10 protein-coding genes, 1 tRNA gene and 1 pseudogene are annotated in these 14,353 nt (G+C 37.4%); 5 read left to right on the forward strand and 7 right to left on the reverse strand.

Features of this window, described 5'->3' with window-relative positions; translation table 11 throughout:
* Positions 1–2 precede the first annotated feature (2 nt).
* Together STA7437_RS17605 and tnpA are read right to left on the reverse strand one after the other, a co-directional pair.
* Positions 3–76: transfer RNA gene (locus STA7437_RS17605), tRNA-Asp, on the reverse strand.
* 236 nt (positions 77–312) lie between these two features.
* Positions 313–729 (reverse strand): IS200/IS605 family transposase, encoded by a 417-nt coding sequence (gene tnpA, locus STA7437_RS17610; RefSeq protein WP_015194743.1) that lies wholly within the window; start codon positions 727–729, stop codon positions 313–315.
* 29 nt (positions 730–758) lie between these two features.
* On the opposite strand from tnpA, the gene STA7437_RS17615 reads away from it, so the two are divergent.
* Positions 759–2,222 (forward strand): IS200/IS605 family accessory protein TnpB-related protein, encoded by a 1,464-nt coding sequence (locus tag STA7437_RS17615; protein WP_015194744.1) that lies wholly within the window; start codon positions 759–761, stop codon positions 2,220–2,222.
* A 93-nt stretch (positions 2,223–2,315) separates the two neighbouring features.
* Here the strand turns inward: STA7437_RS17615 and STA7437_RS17620 are convergent, their stop codons facing one another.
* Both STA7437_RS17620 and STA7437_RS17625 read right to left on the reverse strand, forming a co-directional pair.
* Positions 2,316–2,951, reverse strand: a complete 636-nt coding sequence (locus STA7437_RS17620) for a single-stranded DNA-binding protein (protein WP_015194745.1) — start codon at positions 2,949–2,951, stop codon at positions 2,316–2,318.
* A 184-nt stretch (positions 2,952–3,135) separates the two neighbouring features.
* The gene (locus tag STA7437_RS17625; protein ID WP_015194746.1) at positions 3,136–5,664 is read right to left on the reverse strand and encodes a mannose-1-phosphate guanyltransferase; all 2,529 of its coding nucleotides are present in this window, start codon (positions 5,662–5,664) and stop codon (positions 3,136–3,138) included.
* Positions 5,665–6,273: 609 nt separating this feature from the next.
* On the opposite strand from STA7437_RS17625, the gene STA7437_RS17635 reads away from it, so the two are divergent.
* Positions 6,274–6,558: a DUF2470 domain-containing protein gene (locus STA7437_RS17635; protein ID WP_015194748.1), complete on the forward strand. Its 285-nt coding sequence runs from the start codon at positions 6,274–6,276 to the stop codon at positions 6,556–6,558.
* Between the two features lie 143 nt (positions 6,559–6,701).
* On the opposite strand, the gene STA7437_RS17640 is transcribed toward STA7437_RS17635, so the two are convergent.
* Together STA7437_RS17640 and STA7437_RS27730 are read right to left on the reverse strand one after the other, a co-directional pair.
* Entirely contained in the window at positions 6,702–8,270 is a 1,569-nt protein-coding gene (locus STA7437_RS17640; protein WP_015194749.1) for a bifunctional pantoate--beta-alanine ligase/(d)CMP kinase, read from the reverse strand.
* Positions 8,271–8,323: 53 nt separating this feature from the next.
* Positions 8,324–8,605: pseudogene (locus STA7437_RS27730) on the reverse strand (septal ring lytic transglycosylase RlpA family protein); the annotation flags it as partial.
* 686 nt (positions 8,606–9,291) lie between these two features.
* Here STA7437_RS27730 and purM point away from each other — a divergent pair.
* Positions 9,292–10,320 (forward strand): phosphoribosylformylglycinamidine cyclo-ligase, encoded by a 1,029-nt coding sequence (gene purM / locus STA7437_RS17650; RefSeq protein WP_015194751.1) that lies wholly within the window; start codon positions 9,292–9,294, stop codon positions 10,318–10,320.
* 6 nt (positions 10,321–10,326) lie between these two features.
* Here the strand turns inward: purM and patD are convergent, their stop codons facing one another.
* On the reverse strand, positions 10,327–10,689 hold the full coding sequence (patD, locus tag STA7437_RS17655; RefSeq protein ID WP_015194752.1) for a heterocyst frequency control protein PatD: 363 nt from the start codon (positions 10,687–10,689) through the stop codon (positions 10,327–10,329).
* 270 nt (positions 10,690–10,959) lie between these two features.
* Between patD and STA7437_RS17660 the strand changes: the two genes are divergently transcribed.
* Both STA7437_RS17660 and STA7437_RS17665 read left to right on the forward strand, forming a co-directional pair.
* Positions 10,960–13,197: a RelA/SpoT family protein gene (locus STA7437_RS17660; protein ID WP_015194753.1), complete on the forward strand. Its 2,238-nt coding sequence runs from the start codon at positions 10,960–10,962 to the stop codon at positions 13,195–13,197.
* Between the two features lie 679 nt (positions 13,198–13,876).
* Positions 13,877–14,194 (forward strand): DUF1816 domain-containing protein, encoded by a 318-nt coding sequence (locus tag STA7437_RS17665; protein ID WP_015194754.1) that lies wholly within the window; start codon positions 13,877–13,879, stop codon positions 14,192–14,194.
* Positions 14,195–14,353 lie beyond the last annotated feature (159 nt).

The following is a 14,353-nucleotide window of genomic DNA, read 5'->3' on the forward strand; positions in this document are numbered from 1 at the left end:
TACGGGACTGACGGGGCTCGAACCCGCGACCTCCTGCGTGACAGGCAGGCATTCTAACCAACTGAACTACAGTCCCAAATTTACGATAAAACAGTTTAAAACTAGACTTAACTTCGGTTTAACCCTGTTTTAGCCACGGATTCTATACTAACATACTCTGGAGAAAAAGCAATACTAAAATTAAATATTTGGTTACAAACTGATTTTGACGCAAAACAACCTTGCTAAAATTGGTTGAACGGGAAATCAGCCCGCATTCTCAGTCTTCGCGAAGCAAGGCTGAGAATGCGGGCGCAAGCGTGGCGAAGCTCCCTAATCCTCAAAACCCTGATTTTCTATATATCTAATCAGAATTTCTATTGGCGCACCTCCCGACGAAGTGTAGCCATAACCCTGTTTCCAGAATTTAGGTTTCCAGTAATAAGGTTTTAGTTGTTGTGCAAACTCTTTTCTAATTTCTCTACTGCTTATAGTTTTTAGTATATTGCACAGTTTTCCTAAAGATATCTTAGGAGCAAGGTCTACTAAAAGATGTATGTGGTCACGCTTCCCTAAATCCGCCTTACACTCCAGCATCTCACAATCCTGAGTTTCACACAGTCGAGCAAACATTTCGGTTAATCTTTTCACAACCGCATCAGTTATCACTGGATGACGATATTTAGTAACAAACACTATATGGACTACATTGTACCCAAAGCTATGATTATGGGGTTTTGGTTTGACCATAAACTCAAACACTATGCTAAAATACTTTCATGGTAAAACACAACATCAGAACAGACAAATGGCAAATTGTAGCGAGTGAAATCACCGAGTCTCCTGCACGGGAACCAAGTTCCCGCGCCCGACTCGCTCAAGAGCAAAAAGAGTTGTTGCACAAAACTGTTTGTGAATTCAGATGTTTAGTTCGTTGTTTGGTAGGAGTAATCTACACTCATTGGTCAGCAATCGGAGTATTAGACGCTAAAGCACAAATACCTGCCGTAGAAAAACTGATACATCAAACAGCCAAAAATCCTAACTCAAAATATCAATACTTTAATTCTCGTTTTCACAAATTCCCCAGCTACTACCGACGTGGAGCAATTCAGTTTGCAGTTGGTCAAGTGTCTAGTTTTGTGACTAGATACAGAATGTGGCAATCGGGAATTAGAAACAGAAAAGATACACTACCACCAAGACTAAATGCTGATTGTGGGGCATACCCACCCTTGTATAAAGGTCAATGTATTAAGTTTGCAGAAGACTTAAATACAGCAGCGATTAAAGTATATACGGGAACAGATTGGGTTTGGATAACTGTCGGGCTGATGGGTCATAGACAAAGACATCTAGACTTGGCTAATAAGCGTAAATCGCCATATTTGATTGTCAATAAAAAAGGTAGTCATTTATCTGTTCCTTTTCAGTGCCAAAAATCCAAGCTGCCTGAAGGTGAAATCACTGCCTCTCCTGCGCGGGAATTCATTTCCCGCGCCCGAGGCACTCAATCTGTTTTATCTGTAGACTTGGGCATCAATACCACTGCTACAGTTTCAGTTGTTAACTATGACGGTACTGTAAGCCATCGCGAATTTATTCACCATGGCAGAGACATAGACCGCAGAGATAAAAGACTGAAGCGCATAAGTACCAAAGCTAGTCGGACAGGCAAATTACAAAAAGGGTTTTGTCGTGGCTTGTATCGTAAAGCTAACAATATCAACCGTGAGATAGGACAAAAGATATCGTCTCGTTTGGTCAAGATAGCCAAGCAATTTGGAGTCAAATATATAGTATTCGAGCATCTAAAAGGCTGGCGACCAAAGGGAGGTAAAAAGCGTTCAACTCTAAGACAACGCTTTCATGGATGGTTGCACCGTCGGATAGTTAATCTAACTCAAATGAAGTGGTCGGAGATTGGTGGTAGTGTTAGTTTTGTTAACCCACGCGGTACCAGCAGCTACGCTTATGATGACAGTGGCAAACTCAAGCGAGATAAAAGTAATTACGCAATAGCCATATTTGCTAGCGGAAAACAATATAACTGTGATTTGTCCGCCAGCTACAATATTGGCGCAAGATTTATTTATAGACTGATGAGCAGAAATGGCTCACAGGACAAGAAAGGTCAAAATTCCTGCTTGTCACCCAGAAGTCGGGTAACGCTTTCGATATTATGGTCACAACCCATATCTATTGTAGAGCAAGATACTCAGTCCTCGCGCAAGCAGGGCTGAGAGGCTTCATCCAACCAATCAAGTTATTAAAAAATAAAAGTAATGCTGTTAATGCAATTTATGTAAATGCACAACAGCTTATGAGAATAGAACTTACAGAAATAAGCATTTATTTCCAAGCAGCCAGATGCCTGGACGATTTGCTTCTACTTCCCAAGAATCGTAAAGTTTTTCGCTGTCGGTTTTATAGTTAACAGGTCGCACAAAAGGTATATCATCCCAATCCTCGTTATTTGAAGCAGTTGAAGTATTAACTGGTGCTTTACTTGATTTTTTGGCAGCAGAAATCGGCTCGTCAACTTCCATTAGCTTCGATTGTTCAACGGGAGATTGATAAGAAGGAGTGGAAGCAGCAAAATTATCTTGCTGATTGAATGAAGTTGTTTGAGAAGAAAAGTTTTGAGATGTTTGTGCTGTTCCTTCTAATTGACCATGCACAGGATAAATATGAGAAGCAATTAATTCGGCTCGTTTTTCTTTATAACCTTCTGGAAGCTCAACTACATTCATGGACAAACGCCCTTCAATGATTATTTGATCGCCTTGTCCATATTTTTGTTTAATTTCTGTGGCTAAATTTCCCCATCCCACTACCCTAATTCTAGCTGGTGGATCTTCGGCCTTTAATCCCTCAAATTCAACCATCATATAAGATACGGCGAGATTATCTTGGGTTGAACGTAATTCTGGGTCGCTGACTACTTGAGCCATTAAAATACAGCTATTCATTATTGCAACACTCCTATCGTAAATTGTGAAGGACACGCTCCCCGAACTTGGTTGAGAGCTTAAAAAAATGTCTAGAGCGATTTGTCATCGATTGAACTGGCTTCAAAATGAGACTAAATAGGTATAGAACGATTGTACCAATCTAGTAGCCTAAAATGAGAATTATCACTCTTTTCTTTAACTGTTATAAGCTATCTCTGACTAAGCCTTGTTCTCGATCAATAAATTTTTGAATTCGTTGGCGATATTCGGTTAGAGAATCGTCTACCCATTGACGGTCTTCACTATTAGCATAAATATGTACTAAAGGTTCTCCTGCATCAGGTAGAATTAACAACCAATTATCATTGTGAGGATTAATAATTTTTACACCATCAATTAATTCCAAATTGCTGGTTGGATGAGTTTCGACTAAATAACGCATTAATGCACCTTTAACCTTCCAAGGGCAACGAACGGTGTAGTATTTATGACAGACACGAGGTAGTTCACTGCGAATTTGGACTAGCGATCGCTCTTGAATGGTGAGCATTTCGATTAATTTGGCAATGCCAAACATCGCATCAAAACCTGGATGAAGTTGAGGAAAGATAAAGCCCATATCTCCACTTCCACCTAAGACGACATTGGGATTAGTTTGTGAGGCTTCCATTAAAGCAGTAGGATTAGCTTTAGTCCGAATCACTTTACCATCATGGCGACGAGCAATTTGTTCGACAGCACTAGAGGCATGAACTGGCACTACTACTGTACTCCGAGGATGAGCGGTCAAAATTGTGTTAACCATTAAAGCGGTTAAAGCTTCACCTCTAATCGTTAAGCCAGATTCATCTACTAAAATGAATTGTTCCCCATTGGCCGAAACTTGAACACCTAGATTTGCTTTGAGAGCTTCAACTACTTGCCCAAGTTGATTGAGCAAAACTTCTTTTTCTGTAGTAAACAGGGCTGATTGTTTGAGACTAGCATTAAGTACTACTGCATCACAACCAAATTTGGCTAGTAGCTGGGGTAAAATTGCTCCTGAGACAGCATAAACATAATCTATGACTACTCTTGAAGCACTATGACGAATCGCTTCAATATTGAGATGTCTCTCAAAACTACGGCTATAAGTTTCTATTACTTGATCTGGATAAGCAACATTACCAATCTCCTGAATCGATGCTCTACGCAAATCTTCCTTAAAATAAGCACCTTCAATTTTCTTTTCTTTTGATTTGGAAAGATTAATTCCGTATTTGTCAAAAAATTCGATCAAAATATAATCAGGACGGTCAGGATCGAGACGAACATGGATGCCACCAGATACAGCCAGAATAGTAGTCATAGTTCGAGAAATTGGAATCGCGGTGGCTTCTAAATTTTGGACGTTAATTCCTGCCGACATTAATCCTGCAATCAAAGCACGACTTACCATTCGGGAAACACTACGCTGATCCCGAGAAACTAACACGGTTGAACCTAGTTTAAGGGTAGAACCATAGGAAGAACCCAGTTTAACCGTAAATTCGGGCGTAATATCAATATTAGCAAGTCCAGAAACTCCTCTTTGTCCAAACAGATTTCTCTGCGCTGTATTTCCCCAAATCAAATTAATATTCAGAATCGCTCCTGACTCAATTCGTTTACTAGGCCAAACTCTAACATTAGGAGCAATTTGAGCTTCTTCACCTACAGTAGAAAGGGGCCCTACAACCGCACCTTCTAGAACTTGAGCGCGTCGGTCTACTCTAGTACCTCTAGCGATTACACAAGCTCTTAAATTAGCTTCATCGCCAATAGTTACTCCATTCCAAAGAATCGGACGTTTTAGGTCTGCATCCGCTCCTACAGTAACATTGTCGCCAATGATTGTTCCAGCCTCGATTTCAACTCTTGGTCCAATACGACAATTGTTACCAATAACAACAGGGGTTTGGATTTTAGCAGAAGAGTCGATGTAGGTGTTAGTTCCCACCCACAAACCAGGAGACTTTTCCTGGTAAGCAAATTCTAGAGCAACTTTTCCCTCAAGAGCGTCATATTGAGCTTCTCGATAGGCATCTAAATGACCAACATCGCACCAATAACCTTCTGCAATGTAACCATAAATTGGTTCTCCTTTATCTAATAACAGGGGAAATAAATCTTTTGAAAAATCGCTTTCTTCATTTTCAGGTAAATAATTAAGAACTTCTGGTTCGAGAATGTATGTACCAGTATTAACCGTATCGGAAAAAATTTCACTTAGAGAGGGTTTTTCTAAAAAACGACGAATATGACCAGTTTCATCGGTAATGACAACTCCAAATTCAACAGGATTAGGTACACGGGTTAGAATTAAAGTAGCTTTTGATTTTTTCTGACGATGAAAAGCGATCGCAGCTTGTAAATCAAAGTCAGTAATTCCATCTCCACTAATTACTAAAAAAGTGTCATCTAACCATTGCTGAATATTTTTGACACAACCAGCAGTACCTAAAGGTTGTTCTTCTTCGACTGCATAGGTCATTTCTACCCCAAAATCACTGCCGTCTTGAAAGTAATCTCTCATGACATCAGGAAGATAATGAAGGGTAGCAATAATTTCGTTAATTTTATGCCTTTTTAATAAATTGATAATGTGTTCCGCTATCGGACGGTTTAGAATGGGAACCATTGGTTTAGGCAGATCGCAGGTTAGAGGTCTTAATCTAGTTCCTGAACCTCCGGCCATAAGCACTGCACGCATAATTCCTCCTTGCCTGTTGGTTAACTTCGATCTGTTTGATTTGAACTTGGTCTGAATGCTCTTGTTTTTATGTTCTCGTATTTTGTTGTAATTAAGTTGTTGCCAATGTGATTAATTGCAACGAAGAGCGATCGCAAAACCAATTATTTTAAGATTTAACTTAACTGAGAGGAGTTGGAGAGGTCTAGATTTAGAGATTAGTTAAAATTGATCTTGTAAATCTTAATTTTTAAACTCATTAATCGATTAAAGATTCTTCAGATTATGTCTCAATTAATAGTTTTGATTTTATCAATCGTTTATTTTGGTGGAGTCTGGAAATTTTGGCAAGGATTTAGAAGAACCAATTTTAATCCTAGTTTGTCAAATAAATTAGTGTTAGCGGTCTTCTGGCCTGCTCTATGCCTGACTAATAAATCCTATCGCAAGAATTTTCAGAAAGCTCTTAAGGGTTAAACAGTTATCAGTTACCAGTAGAGACGTAACATCTTACGTCTGTACACCAGTTACTAATTTTTCTGGTCAAATTTCTTGTATAAAAAGAATTGTGGCTTTTGGTCACTAGGTTAATTTGTTGAAAAAATTTGCGTTAGGAAAAAAATTAACATTATGTCTGAAGCAATTACTCCTGCTATTAGCGATCGCATTTGTCGACACATGAACGAAGATCATGCGGATGCGATAGTTTTATATGCCAAAGCTTTTGGTAATGCTCCTGAGACGGAAAAGGCTCAAATGATGTCTATCGATCCTTCGGGAATGAATTTAGCTGCCACAATTGCAGGAGAAACTGTTCCTGTTCGGATTGAGTTTGAGCGTACTTTAAATGACGCTGAAGATGCTCATCATACTTTAATTGAAATGGTTAAACAAGCCAGAAAAATGCAAGGATAATTTTAATTCAGTTATCAGTTATCAGTTACTAATTACTAATTACTAATTATGAGGGATGAATAATCAATCATTAACTAGGAACAATTAACAATTAACAATCAACAGTGACCAGTGATGGCTGTTCAGGGCTTCGCTGCGCTCGTCTAATTCTGCGTCCCCTTGCCTCGTCCTTCTGCCTTCCTTCGCCAATAAAGATCGATAATTTGCTGAGTGACTTGTTCGATAGTTAAACCATCGGTAATTATTTCAATCGCATCATCAGCTTTTTTCAAAGGTGCGATCACTCTATTACTATCTTGTTCGTCTCTTTTTTGAATTTCTTGGGCTAATTGTTCGATATCGACTGATTGATGTCCTAAATTCTTTAAGTCTTGCGTTCTTCTTCTGGCTCTTTCTGCCACGGTAGCTGTTAAAAAAATCTTTAATTCGGCATCAGGAAAAACATTAGTGCCAATATCTCTTCCTTCCGCAATTACTCCTCCTCTAGCTCCGAAATATTTTTGTAATCTTACTAATTCTTGTCTTACTGCTGCTTGGGCTGCGATCGCAGAAACTTGAGAGGTTACTTCTGGGGTACGAATTGCTTGAGTGACATCTTGACCATTAATTAATACTTTGGTGGGAAGTTCGGGAGAATCAGCAGGAATCAAATCTAATTGAACTTCTTTAATGAGATCGCCAATTTTCGCTTGATCCTCAATAGGTATCTTGGCTTGCATCACTAACCAAGTGACAGCCCGATACATCGCCCCTGTATCCAGATATAATAAACCTAACTGTTCTGCTACGCGACGGGTAACAGTTGATTTTCCAGCCCCAGCAGGGCCATCAATCGCAATAATGGGTTGATGTTGGTTTAGCACAATATTATCAATTAAACGAGTAGAACCTAAATAAGCAGCAACTGCTAACAATCCCTTTTCTTTTACTCGATCTAAAGGTTGCAAAGTTTGGGGATCGACTAATTCTACATATTGAATTTTAATCGGAGGGACAGTAGCTAATTCTTGTTTAACTAAATCGATTAAAGCCTCAACCCGATTTTCCCGTTGTTTAAAAGCTCTAGCTGCTTGTTGTAAACTACGATAGATAACTGCTGCTTGTTGCTTTTCTGTCGCAGATAAATATTGATTGCGAGAACTTAACGCTAAACCCGATTTTTCCCTCACAATGGGACAGCCTACAATCTCAACAGCAAGATTTAAATCAGCTACTAAACGGCGAATAATTGCTAACTGTTGTGCATCTTTTTGCCCAAAATAAGCCCGATGAGGTTGTACAATCTGGAGAAGTTTTGTAACAATTGTCGCTACGCCAATAAAATGCCCAGGGCGAAATCTTCCACATAATCCTGAAGTCATGGTTACTGGAGGTACAACCGTAGTAGTTACTGACTGAGACTCAGTATCTCCAATAATGCCCATTTCCTCAACAGTTGGAGTGAAGATTACTTCCACTCCTAATTGTTCACATAGTCGCAAATCCTGTTGTAGCTGACGGGGATATTTTTGTAAATCTTCGGTTGGGGTAAATTGAAGTGGATTAACAAAAATACTAACAACTACAGTATCGGTTTGCGCGATCGCTGCTTGAATCAAACTAACATGGCCGCAATGTAAAGCACCCATTGTTGGTACTAAACCAATTTGTGATTTAAACCGTTTGGATGCCAAATAGGAACGTAACTCGGTAATTTGTTCAAACAGAAGCACTTTGTTTCAGCCAACAGTTAACATTTAACAGTTTAAAGGACTGAGTCGTAAAATTAACGTCCCAAAATTTCTAACTGTACTGGTGCAACTCCACTAGTAATAACCCCCAAGATTCTAGCTGCTGCTGCGGAAAGATCGATGATTCTTCCTCCTGCATAAGGCCCGCGATCGTTAATTCTTACTACGACAGAACGACCATTGTTCATGTTAGTTACTTTGACCTTTGTGCCAAAAGGCAAATTGGGATGAGCAGCAGTTAGTTCATTTTGATTAAAAACTTCCCCGTTTGCAGTAGTTCGACCATTAAACCCAGGGCCATACCAAGAAGCTTCGCCACTAGCAACTGCTTGAGCAATTTGAATAGTTGAACTAGGTTTAGGCAAATTCAAATTAGTTTTGTTGGTCAAAGAAAAAATATTTTTTGAAAATTTAGGTTTATGATTTGATTTAAAAAGATTTTTGTTAGAACGAGATTTAAGATGAGATGATAGTTTTCTATCAACAATTGCCTGGGAAACGTTTTGTTTGCTATTTAAACTTTTTCTTAAATTTGCTGCTGTAGCTCTAGGCGTAAAATAGCTAAATAAAGATGTAGTTCCTAGAGCAACTAAAGTTGTAATTAAGCCAAGTGAATTTTTTTTCATCATAAAATAAATCTACAAATCAACAGTTAAATTGACTGAAAATCAATCAAATCAACCGATTTGACTCCTCACAAAAGTACTTGTAATACTTTTATCGCGACTTAAGTTATCAATGAATTGTAAAATTACCGATAATTAGCTCAGAATAATAAATCATTTATTAATTAATCGAACTAAATTTTTAATTAATCGTTTGGGGTAAAATAAGTATAAATACTCTTGATTTATCTAAGACTTATACTGGTAAAAAACTCGATAATTTGGGCAAAATCTAGCTATTAAGCATTATTAAGACGCGATAATATGAAACAAAACTCCGTTATTAGTTAACAGAGATAGTGTTTTGTACAGTTACTATTGTTTAAACAGGATTACAGATGGACTACAAAGACGCTGGTGTTGATATCGAAGCAGGAAGAACTTTCGTTGAACAAATTCGTCAAGATGTACAAAGCACTTATCGTCCTGAAGTGATTGGAGGATTAGGTGGTTTTGGGGGATATTTTCAGTTACCAGCAGGTTATCGAGAACCAGTGTTAGTTTCTGGTACGGATGGAGTAGGAACCAAACTCAAAATTGCTCAAGAAGTAAATCATCATACTAGTGTTGGGATCGATTTAGTCGCGATGTGTGTCAATGATATTTTGACTTCTGGGGCTGAACCGCTATTTTTTCTTGATTATTTGGCTACTGGCAAATTAAATCCCCAACAATTAGCAGAAGTAGTCCAGGGTATCGCTGAAGGCTGTCGGATCAGTGGTTGTGCCTTATTGGGAGGAGAAACTGCCGAAATGCCAGGTTTTTATCAGTTGGGAGAATATGATTTGGCTGGTTTTTGTGTCGGTGTAGTTGAAAAAAGTAAACTGCTAGATGGTTCGCAAGTACAGATAGGAGATATTGCGATTGGTTTAGCAAGTTCTGGAGTTCATAGTAATGGTTTTAGTTTGGCAAGAAAAATTGTTGAAACTAATGACTTAAAATGGTCTGATTCACCAGCAATCTTAGCCCCTCATAGCCTGGGACAAGTTTTACTGACACCAACACGCATCTATGTTCAACCTGTTTTAGCAGCCCTAAACTCAGGCATAGAAATTCATAGCATGGCACATATTACTGGCGGTGGTTTACCTGAAAATTTACCTCGGTGTTTGAATCAAAATCAAGCGATCGCAATTAATCTAGACAGTTGGGACATTCCGCCAATTTTTCAATGGTTAGCCGAGGCTGGCAATGTTTCACAAGCAGCCATGTTAGATACTTTTAATCTGGGAATTGGTTTTGTGGTGATTGTACCACCTCAACAAGCTCAGTCGACTTTAGATTGGTTTATGGCTCAAGGAATTGATAGTTATCAAATTGGTCAGGTAGTTGCAGGAAAGCGAGAATTAATTTTGGAAAAGAGCTAATATTATTTAACTATTTAATATCGCTTCAATATAAGCAATTAATTTAGTCAGGCGATCGCGAATTGAAGTTAACCGTTCCTGTTTGGTAACCGTTTGACGAGAGGTACGCAAAAATAGTAAATCGGTAGTTAATAATTTAAATTCGCGATAAATTTCTGTATAAAGTGATTTTACTTGCCTCAGCGAATCATTTAAATCTTCCTGAGTTAATGCCAAAATTCGTTGACTAAATACTTTTTGTAAAGTAGAAAACTTTTGATTGAGATCTAAAGTGTCAACTTCTATATTGAGATTATCGAAATAAATCTGAAACTTTTGCAGTAAGACTAAAAATTCTTGATATGCTTGACTATGTGACGCAGGTAACATATTTTTTAAAATAAGATAAAATTTTATTAACTAACCTTGATTTTTTAGGTAGAAACTGGTCAAGGCTTACTTTTTTTAAAGCTTCTATTTTTCAATAGTAATAAAAACAATCGGAGAATTACTATTCACAATCAACTCCAATTGAATTTATAAATTTAGATTAAAAATTTACTTCATTAGCTAGAGCCTAAGAAGTAGATAAAATCTATAAAATCACCAGACGATTGCTACTAATTCTCCTTTCCCTGAACTTTATCAACCAGCCAAACCATGACCGCCATCACCATTGCCGAACAACCTACTTACGAACTCGAACTTCCCCACTGGTTAAAAGATTGTTTAATCGAAAACCAGTCTCAAAAATCTGACGAACAGACCAATCTAATTTGTCGCGCATTCAATTTTGCCTATCAATTACACGAAGGTCAATATCGTAAGTCAGGAGAACCTTACATTGCCCATCCTGTTGCAGTGGCTGGGCTTTTACGAGATTTGGGGGGAGATAGCGTTACCATTGCTGCGGGGTTTCTGCACGACGTAGTTGAGGATACAGAGGTTACGCCAGAAGAAATCGAAGAACGATTTGGTACTGATGTGCGTCAGTTAGTTGAAGGAGTCACCAAATTATCAAAATTTAACTTCTCTAGTAAAACTGAGCGTCAAGCTGAAAATTTTCGTCGTATGTTTTTATCAATGGCAAAGGATATCCGTGTCATTGTAGTTAAACTCGCGGATCGTTTGCACAATATGCGAACTTTAGAGCATCTTAAGCCAGAAAAACAGCAACGCATTGCTTTAGAAACTAGAGAAATCTTTGCTCCTTTGGCAAATCGGTTAGGGATTGGGAGATTTAAGTGGGAATTAGAAGATTTAAGCTTTAAATATCTTGAACCAGAAGCTTATCGAGAAATTCAAGCTTTAGTTGCCGAAAGAAGAACTGACCGAGAAACCAGAATTGATAAAGTAACCGAAATTATTCGCTCGCGTCTGCAGAAATTAGGTGTTAATGTTTTTGAACTCAAAGGCAGACCAAAACATCTCTACGGCATCTATCAAAAAATGCAGCGACAGCAAAAAGAATTTCACGAAATTTTTGATATTGCTGCGGTCAGAATTATTGTTGAAACTAATGAAGAATGTTACCGTTCATTAGCGGTAGTTCATGATGCTTTTAAACCGATCCCCGGACGCTTTAAAGATTATATTGGACTACCTAAACCCAACCGCTATCAATCTCTTCATACCACAGTAGTTGGTCTTAATGGTCGTCCTTTAGAAATCCAAATCCGCACTCTAGAGATGCATCATATCGCGGAATACGGGATTGCAGCCCACTGGAAATATAAAGAAACGGGTTCTAGTAATACCAGACTTAATTCCGATGACGAAAAATTTACCTGGTTAAGACAATTACTAGAGTGGCAAAACGACCTTAAAGACGCTCAAGAATACATCGATAGTCTTAAAGATAATCTGTTTGAAGATGATGTCTATGTTTTTACACCCGATGGTGATGTGATTGCTTTAGCTCATGGTTCAACACCTGTAGATTTTGCCTATCGCATCCACACGGAAGTAGGAAATCATATGAAAGGAGCAAGGGTTAATGGTCGTTGGTCAGTTTTAGACCGTTCCTTACAAAACGGAGATATCGTAGAAATTATTACTCAGAAAAATAGTCATCCTAGTTTAGATTGGCTCAATTTTGTTGTTACTCCAACTGCTCGCAATCGGATTCGTCAATGGTACAAACGTTCTCACAGAGATGAAAATCTCCTGCGTGGTCGAGGACTATTAGAAAAAGAACTAGGTAAAAGTGGTTTAGATGCTTTGCTCAAATCGGAACGAATGCAAATTACAGCACAACGTTGTAATTATCAAACAGTAGAAGATTTACTAGCAGCTTTAGGCTACGGTGAAATTACTTTAAATCAGGTAGTTAATCGACTACGAGATGTAGTTAAGGAACAGCAACCAGTAGAAGAAGTTGTACCTAAATTAGAACTACCCTCTCCCTCAGTCCATGAAGTATCTAAATCTACTGGTAGTAAATCGCCTATTGCGGGAGTTGAAGGTTTACTTTATCATTTGGCTGGTTGTTGTAAGCCTTTACCAGGGGAATCAATTATTGGTGTAGTAACTCGTAGTTCTCGTGGGATTTCGATTCATCGTCAAGGTTGTCATAATGTTGATAATATTCCAGGAGAACGTTTAGTTCCTGTTAGTTGGAATCGCATTGATGAACAAGGTAGACCATTAACTTATCCCGTAGACATTCAAATTGAAGCAATTGACCGAGTTGGAGTTCTTAAAGATATTTTGGCAAAAGTCAGCGACCAAAATGTGAATGTTCGCAATGCAGGAGTTAAAACTAGTCCCAATCAACCAGCTATAATTTCTCTTAGTATTGATATACGCGATCGCAATCAATTTGAATATTTACTTAACCGAATTAAGAAAATGAGCGATATCTTAAATATTCGTCGTGTTAATCAAGCAGAGAATTAATTTCAACGAATAACTGTCATGTTTGTCCAAGAAAGAGCAAGATTAAATTAGTCTTTGCTCATTTTTTTGTTCATATAGCAATCTTATTTAAGTCATAAAAATTGTTCAAGAAGAAAGGAAGCAGAAGTTATTTTCACAAATGATTTAGTATCGCTATATAGCCTTTCTCGCTCTTGGTGAGATACACCATTACCAGTTACTAATTAGTAATTATGAAGGATGAATAATCAACCATTAACATAAGCGAAGCGCACTACCGTAGGTCTCAACTCCGATGATGACGCGTCATCATCAGCTGAAGGCGCGCTGCGCCACCAACGCTCAACCAGGGAAATAAACTGTATCTCATTAATCTGAGAGATGCTATATAATCTAAGTTTTTTCCTTTTTTTACTTTACTTTAAAGAGTATTGATTTTAATGTTTTTTTAAGCTCAAATTTCTGTTTAATTAATTTTAAAAAACTGTTAGATTGTTAACTTTTTATTTAAATCTATAAACTTAAAATATTAAGTCTATACATCTCCTGACTTATTAAGTTTAATTTAATTAACTTTTAGGATTTAAAATTCTAGAAGATTGATTTAAAAATTATCTATCTTATGATACAGATATTCTTAATAATTTTTTTTTAAAATAATAAGCTAAATACTTAAAACTCTAAATAATAATTGTTAATTATGACTCTAAAAAAACTACCAAAAGTTCCATCTGCAATTTATTTGCTATTTAATAATATTACAAACGCCGTTAAAAAATTATTAATTTTTTTGATTATTCCTAAACCACAATTACCTTGGTGGGTCAAAATAGAAACTACTATACCCCGTTGTACTTACTTTTTTGGTCCTTTTGATAATCTTTTAGAAGCAAAGTTGTTTCAACCTGGTTATGTTCAAGATTTAGAAGAAGAACAAGCCCAGGGAATTACAGTTAAAATTGAACAACGTAACGTAACACAATTAACAATTATAGAGGAAGAGGAAGAATACTTTTAAGTCCGTTTAATAGTCAATTAATTTATTAAAAACTAGCGTAACAATAGACTAAATTTTAGTTACTGAATCAGTTTATTTAATAAAAACAGAGTGGTAATCTGTGAAACAGACGTAGATTAAACAACTTAAAATATATTCAAGGTAATCATTTATTAGATG

Origin of the sequence: Stanieria cyanosphaera PCC 7437 (assembly GCF_000317575.1) — a bacterium.
Lineage (GTDB): Bacteria > Cyanobacteriota > Cyanobacteriia > Cyanobacteriales > Xenococcaceae > Stanieria > Stanieria cyanosphaera.

Excerpts from the sequence above, each read along its gene's own strand:
- tnpA (WP_015194743.1), bottom strand. The coding sequence starts at position 729 with ATGGTCAAACCAAAACCCCATAATCATAGCTTTGGGTACAATGTAGTC.
- STA7437_RS17615 (WP_015194744.1), top strand. The coding sequence starts at position 759 with ATGGTAAAACACAACATCAGAACAGACAAATGGCAAATTGTAGCGAGT.
- STA7437_RS17620 (WP_015194745.1), bottom strand. The coding sequence starts at position 2,951 with ATGAATAGCTGTATTTTAATGGCTCAAGTAGTCAGCGACCCAGAATTA.
- STA7437_RS17625 (WP_015194746.1), bottom strand. The coding sequence starts at position 5,664 with ATGCGTGCAGTGCTTATGGCCGGAGGTTCAGGAACTAGATTAAGACCT.
- STA7437_RS17635 (WP_015194748.1), top strand. The coding sequence starts at position 6,274 with ATGTCTGAAGCAATTACTCCTGCTATTAGCGATCGCATTTGTCGACAC.
- purM (WP_015194751.1), top strand. The coding sequence starts at position 9,292 with ATGGACTACAAAGACGCTGGTGTTGATATCGAAGCAGGAAGAACTTTC.
- patD (WP_015194752.1), bottom strand. The coding sequence starts at position 10,689 with ATGTTACCTGCGTCACATAGTCAAGCATATCAAGAATTTTTAGTCTTA.
- STA7437_RS17660 (WP_015194753.1), top strand. The coding sequence starts at position 10,960 with ATGACCGCCATCACCATTGCCGAACAACCTACTTACGAACTCGAACTT.
- STA7437_RS17665 (WP_015194754.1), top strand. The coding sequence starts at position 13,877 with ATGACTCTAAAAAAACTACCAAAAGTTCCATCTGCAATTTATTTGCTA.